The organism is Mesorhizobium sp. M0870 (assembly GCF_040319775.1).
Taxonomy (GTDB): domain Bacteria; phylum Pseudomonadota; class Alphaproteobacteria; order Rhizobiales; family Rhizobiaceae; genus Mesorhizobium.
Genome location: NZ_JAMYOI010000028.1, coordinates 67,921 through 78,020 on the forward strand (window position 1 = coordinate 67,921; position 10,100 = coordinate 78,020).

Annotated in this window: 4 protein-coding genes; 1 reads left to right on the top strand and 3 read right to left on the bottom strand. The window is 61.0% G+C overall.

The annotated features are described in order from the left end of the window. Positions 1–85 precede the first annotated feature (85 nt). Together NKH97_RS26965 and NKH97_RS26970 are read right to left on the bottom strand one after the other, a co-directional pair. Positions 86–7,705: a non-ribosomal peptide synthetase gene (locus NKH97_RS26965; protein ID WP_352799138.1), complete on the bottom strand. Its 7,620-nt coding sequence runs from the start codon at positions 7,703–7,705 to the stop codon at positions 86–88. 146 nt (positions 7,706–7,851) lie between these two features. Continuing rightward, positions 7,852–8,130: a hypothetical protein gene (locus tag NKH97_RS26970; protein ID WP_352799139.1), complete on the bottom strand. Its 279-nt coding sequence runs from the start codon at positions 8,128–8,130 to the stop codon at positions 7,852–7,854. 442 nt (positions 8,131–8,572) lie between these two features. Between NKH97_RS26970 and NKH97_RS26975 the strand changes: the two genes are divergently transcribed. Further along, a complete protein-coding gene (locus NKH97_RS26975; RefSeq protein ID WP_352799140.1) occupies positions 8,573–9,601 on the top strand; it encodes a hypothetical protein in 1,029 nt (342 codons plus the stop codon). A 109-nt stretch (positions 9,602–9,710) separates the two neighbouring features. Here NKH97_RS26975 and NKH97_RS26980 read toward each other — a convergent pair whose 3' ends face one another. Then, entirely contained in the window at positions 9,711–9,992 is a 282-nt protein-coding gene (locus NKH97_RS26980; RefSeq protein ID WP_352799141.1) for a hypothetical protein, read from the bottom strand. Positions 9,993–10,100 lie beyond the last annotated feature (108 nt).

Sequence of the window (10,100 nt, forward strand, 5' to 3'; positions counted from 1 at the left end):
CTCTCATCGCCTCTCGCGGTAAGCAGCAAGGAAGTTCATGGGAGGTAAGAGTTGGGGCGGGGCAAGCGCGTCACGTCACCTCTCCTTAGCGTGTGTTGTCGGCGAAACTGTTTAAGGCTCTTGATAACATGCGTGCCAGCACTTTGCGGTTTTCTGGGTTTACCATCATCGTGTCGTGATTGCCTGGGACTGGAACTGCATGGATGGCCGCCGCACTCAAAATTCGGTCCCAGCCGCGCATGAGCGATGTTGCCTCTGGGCCAATTGAGCTCTCGCCCAGTCGCACACGACGGCTGAGGAAAGGATCAGCTGCATAAAACTGGTGAATCTCAATTGGCAGGGACGGAACTTGATACGACTGCAGCGCCCTATGAAATTGGGCGATTCTTTCAAACATCAGAACGTCATTGTGGAGATCACGATCCGGAGGTATCGCCCCAATTTTTTGTGCCTTTTCAAGCAGCTGAGTAATTGAACATTGTCCAGCAAAGCGTTCCAACACTTCGAAGCTCTCATCATCCAAGGATTCGAAACGTTCCAATACCATATTTCGGACAATCTGAGAGGGGGATATGCTCGGTCGATTTGCAAATAGCGTAACATCGATGAACGCCATGAAAGACACGGCTTCATCCAGACCCAGTAAGCGCTGGGCTATGGCGTAAGCCAAGATGCCACCCGAGCAGTATCCTGCAAAGCGGTATGGACCTTGAGGCTGAATTTCTTTGATTGCCAGGATGACCGTGTCAGCAATCGCTTCAAGGGACAGTGAACGAGCTTGATCGGAAGACGGCCATGGCAAAGCATAGACGGGACAGTCTATGTTCATTTCCTTTACCAAACCGATGACATAGGAACAACCGCCCTCACCGTCGGGAACAAAGAAGAGCGGCGGTTGAGATCCCGTCACACGAACGGGTAGAATGCCAGGTCTATGACGGTGAAAGTCAATCTCGACCCTCGATGCAAGCTCCTTCAGGACAGGAACATGAAAGAGATCAGCCGCGCTAAACTTCAGTCCAAGATCTGATGCTCGGCTGAGTAGCTGCACCGCCAAGAGCGAGTGTCCGCCGAGTTCGAAGAAGTGGTCATGGCGTCCGACCCGCTCGACACCCAGAAGCTCCGCCCAGATCTGCGCCAGCGCCGTCTCGACCGCGCCGCGCGGCGCCTCATAGGCCGCCCGCGCATGGGCGTCGTCGGCCGGCGCCGGCAGCGCCTTGCGGTCGAGCTTGCCGTTCGGCGTCAGCGGCAGCGCCTCGATCCGCACGTACGCAGCCGGCACCATGTAGTCCGGCAGCCGCCCGCTCACATGCGCGCGCAAGGCGGCGGCAAGCCCGCCTCCATCGTCCTCGTCCGAGCCGGCCTTGGGTCCACACACCACATAGGCGACAAGCTGCTTGTCGCCGGCGCGGTCCTCGTGCGCCACTACCGCCGCCTCGCGCACCCGGTCGTGCTCACAAAGCCGCGCGGCGATCTCGCCCGGCTCGATGCGGAAGCTGCGGATCTTCACCTGGTCGTCGTTGCGGCCGAGGAACTCCAGATTGCCGTCCGGCAGATAACGCGCCAGGTCGCCGGTCCGGTACATCCGCGCGCCTGCCCCATCGCTGAACGGATCGGCCAGAAACCGCTCCGCCGTCAGCTCGGGGCGGTTCAGGTAGCCACGCGCAACGCCTGCCCCGCCAATGTAAAGCTCACCCACCGCCCCAAACGGCACGGGCGCACCTTGACCGTCCAGAAGATACACCCGCGTGTTCGCTATCGGACGCCCGATCGGGACAACTGGCCTGTTTAATCCAGCGGAATACACCCAGGCTGTCGCGTCAATCGTTGCCTCACTAGGCCCATAGAGATTAACAAGTGGCCGCGATGCCAATTGCAGCCATTTAGCTACATGCTCATTCCGGAGCGTCTCTCCGCCGCAGAATGTGTAACGTAAACTACGGACTTGCTTTGGATGAACGTCGTCACCCGTTGTCAATGCCGAAAGCAGCGACGGAACCAACTGAAGTACTGTCACCCGATACTTATTTACTATATCCAGAATTGTTCGGACATCTAATTGGCTATCGAAGGGGAGAAGAGTTAATTGGGCCCCAATCGACAAGGCTGTCCATAGCTCCCAAACCGCGGCATCAAAAGAGGGGGAGGTTCGCTGCAAGAAAATGTCGTGGGCAGCAAGCCGGAATCGATCCGCCTGCCAATTTGTGTGATTCACCACTCCCCGGTGCTCGACCATGACGCCCTTTGGGGTTCCGGTTGAGCCTGAGGTGTAGATCACATAGGCGAGATGGCGCGCGGTGAGGCCAAGGGTGCGCGGGTCCGGGTTCGAGGCCGGCAACTCGGCCCAGGCCGGGGTCGCCGTATCCAGTTCGACCACGCTCACATCGGCCAGTGCCTCGGCGCCGAGTGCTGCGCGACCGGCCGCATCGGCCAGCAGCAGGTGCGGCGCGGCATCGTCGAGAATCTGCCGCAGCCGCTGGAACGGATAGGCCGGGTCCAGCGGCAGATAGGCACCCCCCGCCTTCAGGATCGCCAAAAGTCCCACCACCATCGCCAGGCTCCGCTCCAGGCAGATCGCCACCGGCTGGTCCGGCTTCACACCCAGTGCGATCAGATGATGCGCCAGCCTGTTGGCCCGCGCGTTGAGCTCGCCATAGCTCAGCCGCTCGTCCTGATGGACCAGCGCCACCGCCTCCGGCGCCTTTTGGACCTGCTGCTCGAACAGCTCATGGATGCACCGCTCCGACGGATAGGCCGCCGCCGTCCGGTTCAGATCCTGCAACAGATAGGTGCGCTCGTCGGCCGGCAGGATGTCCAAGTTGCGCACCGGCGTATTGGGGGCATGCTCCAGCGCCTCAGCCAGTTGCTCGAGAGCACGCTGCATGTAGCCGCAGATCCGGTCCGGAGACACCGGCTCCGCCACCTGCGCCGTCAGGCCGAGCGCCTCGCCAAAGTCCTCCACCGACAAGGTCAGCGGATAGTTGGTGCGCTCCTCGCTGCCCAGCCATTCCACGCCGGACCGACCATCATCCGTCCCGGAGCCGGCCATGGCCGCCGGCGTGTTGTGGCGGTAGTTCAGCAGCGCGCCGAACAGCGGCGCCGGCGCCGCAACGCCGCTGCAGCGTTGCGCCAGCGCCAGCGAGGCATGCTCATGCGCCAGCAGCTCGGAAAGCCGGCGATGCGTGGCCCGCACACTTTCCTCGACTCCGGTGCCGTCGAGGTCGAGGCGCACAGGCAAGGTGTTGATGAACAGGCCCATGGCGCGGTCGGCGCCGGCACCGGCATGCATGCGGCCGAACAGCACCGTGCCGAACACCACCTGCTGACGCCCGCTGCTCAGCGCCACCACCTGCCCCCAGGCCAGATGGCACAGGCTGGCCAGGCTCACCCCCAGCCGCCGCGCCTGGGCCCGCAGCCGATCGTTGAGCGCCTGCGGCAGCATCCGATGCGCCTCGCCAACCCCGCTGCCGTCGCCATGGACCTCGCTCAGCCCGAACGGCAGCGTCGGCTCGTCGATGTCAGCTAGCATCGCCCGGAAGAACTCTTCATGCGCCTTGGCATCGACCCCCAGCCGCGCCTGCGCCACCAGCTTGCGGAACGGCTGCGGTGCGGCAAGCTCATGCCCGCGACCTTCCAGCACGGCCCGCACCTCGGCATGCATGACCTCCAGCGTCGTGTGATCGCCGATCAGATGGTGCAGCAGCTCCAACAGCAGCCAGCGCACGCTGCCCGGCTCGCGCGCGATCACAAACCGCAACAACGGCGCCCGGCCAAGGTCGATGCGGTACTGGCGCGGATCGAACCGCCGCTTCAGCTGCTCGGAACCGGGAACGCCATCCTCATCCAGCTCGACCTCGCGCACCTCCAGGGCCGCCTTGCGCCACACCACCTGCGCCGGGCTCGACAGACCCTCCCAGACAAAGGCCGTGCGCAGAATGTCGTGACGATCCACCACCTGCTGAACCGCACCAAGATAGCGCTCCAACAGGTCACGATCGGCAAAGGCCATCTGCGAGACCAGCAGGTAGGGATCGCCCCGCCCGGCCAGAAGATGATGGAACAGGATGCCGTCCTGCAGCGGCGACAGGCAATAGATATCCTGGATGTTGCCGACCCCGCCCGGCACCGTGGCGACGATCCGGTCGATCTCCGGCTGGGTAAGATCGATCAGCGGCAGCATCCGCGGCGTGATCGCAGTGCTCTGCTCGCCGATCAGGTTGGCCGGCACCGCCACCTCGCGATGGCTGCCAAGGCTGGCGGCCAGATCGCAAAGCACCGGCCGGGCGAACAGGGTGCGCACCTCCACCCCGAGCGACAGCCGCCGCAGCCGCTCCATCAGCTGCACGGCCAACAGCGAGTGGCCGCCGAGCTCGAAGAAGTGGTCGTGGCGGCCGACCCGCTCGAGGCCGAGCAGCTCTTGCCAGATCCGGGCCAGCAGCGTCTCGACCTCGCCCTGCGGCGCTTCATAGGCGGTGCGCGCATAGGCCTCGTCGTCGGGAGCCGGCAGCGCCTTGCGGTCGAGCTTGCCGTTCGGCGTCAGCGGCAGCCCATCCAGCCGCACGAAGGCCGACGGCACCATGTAGTCCGGCAGCTGTTCGCTGACATGCCCACGCAAGGCGCCAGCAACTCCGCTTCCATCGTCCTCGTCCGAGCCGGCATCGGGCACACACACCACATAGGCGACAAGCTGCTTGTCGCCGGCGCGGTCCTCACGCGCCACCACCACCGCCTCGCGCACCAATTCATGCTCGATCAGCCGTGCGGCGATCTCGCCCGGCTCGATGCGGAAGCCGCGGATCTTCACCTGGTCGTCGTTGCGGCCGAGGAACTCCAGATTGCCGTCCGGCAGATAACGCGCCAGGTCGCCGGTCCGGTACATCCGCGCGCCTGCCCCATCGCTGAACGGATCGGCCAGAAACCGCTCCGCCGTCAGCTCGGGGCGGTTCAGGTAGCCACGCGCAACGCCTGCCCCGCCAATGTAAAGCTCACCCACCGCCCCAAACGGCACGGGCGCACCTTGACCGTCCAGAAGATACACCCGCGTGTTCGCTATCGGACGCCCGATCGGGACAACTGGCCTGTTTAATCCAGCGGAATACACCCAGGCTGTCGCGTCAATCGTTGCCTCACTAGGCCCATAGAGATTAACAAGTGGCCGCGATGCCAATTGCAGCCATTTAGCTACATGCTCATTCCGGAGCGTCTCTCCGCCGCAGAATGTGTAACGTAAACTACGGACTTGCTTTGGATGAACGTCGTCACCCGTTGTCAATGCCGAAAGCAGCGACGGAACCAACTGAAGTACTGTCACCCGATACTTATTTACTATATCCAGAATTGTTCGGACATCTAATTGGCTATCGAAGGGGAGAAGAGTTAATTGGGCCCCAATCGACAAGGCTGTCCATAGCTCCCAAACCGCGGCATCAAAAGAGGGGGAGGTTCGCTGCAAGAAAATGTCGTGGGCAGCAAGCCGGAATCGATCCGCCTGCCAATTTGTGTGATTCACCACTCCCCGGTGCTCGACCATGACGCCCTTTGGGGTTCCGGTTGAGCCTGAGGTGTAGATCACATAGGCGAGATGGCGCGCGGTGAGGCCAAGGGTGCGCGGGTCCGGGTTCGAGGCCGGCAACTCGGCCCAGGCCGGGGTCGCCGTATCCAGTTCGACCACGCTCACATCGGCCAGTGCCTCGGCGCCGAGTGCTGCGCGACCGGCCGCATCGGCCAGCAGCAGGTGCGGCGCGGCATCGTCGAGAATCTGCCGCAGCCGCTGGAACGGATAGGCCGGGTCCAGCGGCAGATAGGCACCCCCCGCCTTCAGGATCGCCAAAAGTCCCACCACCATCGCCAGGCTCCGCTCCAGGCAGATCGCCACCGGCTGGTCCGGCTTCACACCCAGTGCGATCAGATGATGCGCCAGCCTGTTGGCCCGCGCGTTGAGCTCGCCATAGCTCAGCCGCTCGTCCTGATGGACCAGCGCCACCGCCTCCGGCGCCTTTTGGACCTGCTGCTCGAACAGCTCATGGATGCACCGCTCCGACGGATAGGCCGCCGCCGTCCGGTTCAGATCCTGCAACAGATAGGTGCGCTCGTCGGCCGGCAGCAGCTCAACCCGGCCGACCGGCTGCCCTGCATCGGCCGTCACACCATATAACAAAGTTTGCAAATGCTGTGTCATACGGCCGATTTGCTTCGGCGCTAGTCGACTTGCATCAAAGTGCCATCGAAAGCTTCCGTCCTGAACGCAGACCTCAAATGTCAGCAAACCGCCGCATAGGCCTGCCCCAGCACTTTGGCTCGTCAAATCGCCAGCGACGGAACAGCTGTCTGTCGTCATTGTGAGGCCAATCGGCCAGGGCTGGTGCGACCGTAGGGGCTCCACACCTCCCACTGTGGGCCAGCGCGCGATAAGATCCCGCGCAAAGCTACCGCGCTCCCTCAACTGAGCGCATTCGGCTGCCACCGTTTTGCGTAGTTCTTCAAAATCATGTGCAAGATCAATGGTAACTTCCATCGGCGCGACAGAGGCGATAAGCACCTCCCTCGCTTTAGAGCCAACTTGCGATCTATCCGATGCAGGCGTCCATCCCAGTTGAAGCTCTGTTTCTCCCGTGATGCGGGCGAGATAGATCAGCCAAGCCGTTACCAAGCATTCCGTGCGATCATGTGGCGCCAGCTTAGCTAAAGCACTTGGAATGAACCACGAACTCGATTGCCATCCGGGCGGCGCCTCAGCCGCGGACGACGACAGGAAAGGAAGCTGCAATATTTTAAACTGCTCTAGCCGCTGTCGCCAAAAATCCTCCCGAGGCGCTAGCAATTCATGGGTGGCAGTTATGCTCCGCGCCTCATCATCGCTTAAGATCGGAAGGCGATCACCTTCATCCACATCAAAGTGCCTGGCGAGGGCTCGCGCGTCCAGAACCTGACCAACTAAGCTGCCAAAGCAAACATCAATATCCTGCGTACCCGTCGCCACACGCCAATGGCTGGAGTGGATTTCAAGCAGGCAACCTGCCGGAAAGCCCGAGCGTTGAGGCAGCACCTCCAGGCGTCTGACTGTGACAACCCCATCGCCTACGAGAGCCTTGGGCAGACACAATGGATTGGGGTGATATGGCCCAAAATCTAGGGCCCGCGTCATCGCTGACAGATCTTGCGCGGATCGATCCCATCGCAGACAGCCTGCCGCATCTGGGCGTCGACGTCTGGGAAAATAGCTTCTGTTCCCCATCGCCTGCGGATAAGCAATAAGCTTCCCGCTCTCGAGGCCAGTTAAAAGCTCGCGGAAACCCTCGACAGCTGCCTCATAACATTTGAGGTTCAGGGTCAGTGCCGTATCGGTAGGCGCAATCAGCACTTGGCGTTGGACCACGACGTCACCCGTATCAACACCATCATCGATACGATGCCACGTGATGGCATGTTCGGTCTCTTGCGCCAGCAGCGCCCAGGACGTCGCGTGCGTTCCTGCATATCGTGGCAATGGACCGTCGTGGTAGTTGAAAGCAGCTCGACGCACTTGCCCAAACACGTCCGGTGGCAATATCAGCGGATTGGCGACGGAGAAAATCCAATCCACCGGCTTAGCCTTCAAAAGAGAGCAGAGCTCTTCAACACTCGCCATGCGGGGGATGTTGGCGCGAGCCGCCCACTCTGCAAATTTGGCATCGCCACACAGGGCCGCACCAATGACGTGGCCCATCTCAATTGCCAGCTGAGCGCAGCTGATAGCAAGCGTACCACTGCCAACAAAGACGCTGGAGGAGATCGATTGCGCTGCAGCATGCCTATCCTGATCGCCTGGTTGGCAAGCGCCTGCACGCACTGGAGAAGACCGATATGCCATCTTCACCCCTCCAGCAGTCCACCCAGTAGGCCGGGCAGTGCCCGACCCAGGCGTCGCGGCACGTAGCGGCCCAAACTAATCACACTGGTTCGGATTTGCTCGGGGGTAACTGCGCCCACAGTCGCTTGTGTAATATGGCGTGCTTTGACGGTAACGAAACTCTTGCGCGGAGCCACATCTTCCCCAAGTCCCCGACAAACCCCCACGGCTCCAAATATCGTCTCCGGCAGCATCGCAGCTGCCAGCTTAACCTCGTCCGAATCTCCGGTGAGCGTGATCATCGGTCGACCTCTCCTCAGTCTATGCGCCTTGTAGAGGACTACGCATGTACCGTGCCAAAGGAGAAATCGTTCTCAACCAATATGATAGCCTAACACTGCTGTGTTGCTTATCCGACATCGTCGGACATAGGACGATTGAGCGCTGTCAATCGACCGTTCAATTGCGGATCGCTGTCAAGCATCTGCCGCGGCGTTATCAACTTAACACGCGTTCAGGGATTTGCGGCATAGACCGACGGCATGAACACCGCGACCGTCAGCTACAACCGCCATCGTTTCCCGCCGCAGATCATCGCCAATGCAGTCTGGCTACGTGTATATGGCATTGGTGGCTGGCAATATTAGATTATTGCATTCTTGCAAAGAATGACTTAGCATAGGCCTGCTTCTTCACGCACTCGGTTGCGATTTCGGGCGTCAAAGAAAAATCTAGAGGATTCGCATGACCATAAGACTGCTTCACCAGACCGACCTGTTTCGTCCCTATATCGATCCGGACGATCACTGGGACCTTGCTTGCGTCTATGCTCTTGCCGCATCGGGCCAACTCGAACTCGGCGGCGTACTGGTTGACTTCCCGCCCAATCACTATCCGGGCCGCAGTCCGGACGTCACCGGCATTGCGCAGCTAAGCTACCTCACGGGGTTGCCGACCCATGTGGCTGTCGGTTCCTCCGTTTCCTACACGCATGACCGGGCGTCGCTTGCTACCCTTTCCAGGCGCGACCGCGCCGGCGCGGAGTTTCTCCTCCGCTATCTTCACGACAGCGAAGGGCCGGCCTATATCAGCATCGTAGGCTCCTGCCGCGATCTCGCCATTGCGGCCAAGCTTGAACCGGATCTCTTCCGTAACAAATGCGCAGGCATCTACCTCAACGCCGGCACGGGCCATCCCGATGTCGCGAAGCAGGGAGGGATAGAGTACAATGTCGAACTAAATGCAGCCGCGTACGCGGCCACGTTCGACATACCCTGCCCGATTTACTGGATGCCATGCTTCGAGACCATTTGGCAGGAGGCGGAGGGAACGGTCGAGCGGTATGGTACTTTATACCGTTTCAAGCAGCGCGACATTCTGTCAAAGTTGTCGCCGGCCCTCCAAAGCTACTTCACCTATTCCCTCGAAGGGCGGACAGATGCACGCTACCTACAGCCGCTGCTAGCGCCGCGGAGCGATGTACCGAGCTTCGTGACCTTTCGTGCCGATCGCGATATGTGGTGCACCGCCGGCTTTTTCCACATGGTGTCTCAAGCCGTGGACAAGGCGGGCAACATTATTCCAAGCTCCAACACGGACGATGCGGTTTTTGGCTTCCGTCCCGTCGACATCAAATGCGATCCGAATGGGGTGCCGACGTGGACGGACGCCGATCCAGAGTCAAATCGGTTCTTGTTTGAGGTGAAGGATCTCGATAGCTATGCTAGCGCCATGACCCTCGCCATGACGACGCTACTGGGGAATATTCAGTAGTCGCAAGCCGAAATGGCGGCCATTGCAATTTCGAGACCTATCGATAACGAGTGGTTTTGGCGCAGTAGCGCGGCCCTCGCCGTGGCCGCGAAGCGAAAGATCGGCGCTATCACCACGTGTTATCCTGGCTGCGTTGCGGCGCAGACAGGAAGCTGGTGGGCAACGAACCTCCCAGTTGCCCACCGGCCTTCCAGCCCCCGTCGCGAGGACGACCGTTCAAGCTATGGCTCTGCGGTGGCTTCCAGCGCTTCCAGCGCCAATGGAGAACCGCTAAGTCAAACTCCAGCTCAATCACGAGGATGGCGCGAAGTTGAGGCGCGGCAGCCAGTAGTTCCTCGTCAAAACACTCATATCCCGCAATCACGACCTCAGCTTCAGCGATTGCGTCCATTAGCGGCTTGCGATCACAGAACCCTCGCCGGCTGCCCAGCCGAGCAAATTAAGCTCGCTGATTTCGCGGAGCGAGGCGATGCCTTCCGGGCTAAGATCTGCTGTCGCC

Excerpts from the sequence above, each read along its gene's own strand:
- NKH97_RS26970 (WP_352799139.1), bottom strand. The coding sequence starts at position 8,130 with ATGATCACGCTCACCGGAGATTCGGACGAGGTTAAGCTGGCAGCTGCG.
- NKH97_RS26965 (WP_352799138.1), bottom strand. The coding sequence starts at position 7,705 with ATGGGCCACGTCATTGGTGCGGCCCTGTGTGGCGATGCCAAATTTGCA.
- NKH97_RS26980 (WP_352799141.1), bottom strand. The coding sequence starts at position 9,992 with ATGGACGCAATCGCTGAAGCTGAGGTCGTGATTGCGGGATATGAGTGT.
- NKH97_RS26975 (WP_352799140.1), top strand. The coding sequence starts at position 8,573 with ATGACCATAAGACTGCTTCACCAGACCGACCTGTTTCGTCCCTATATC.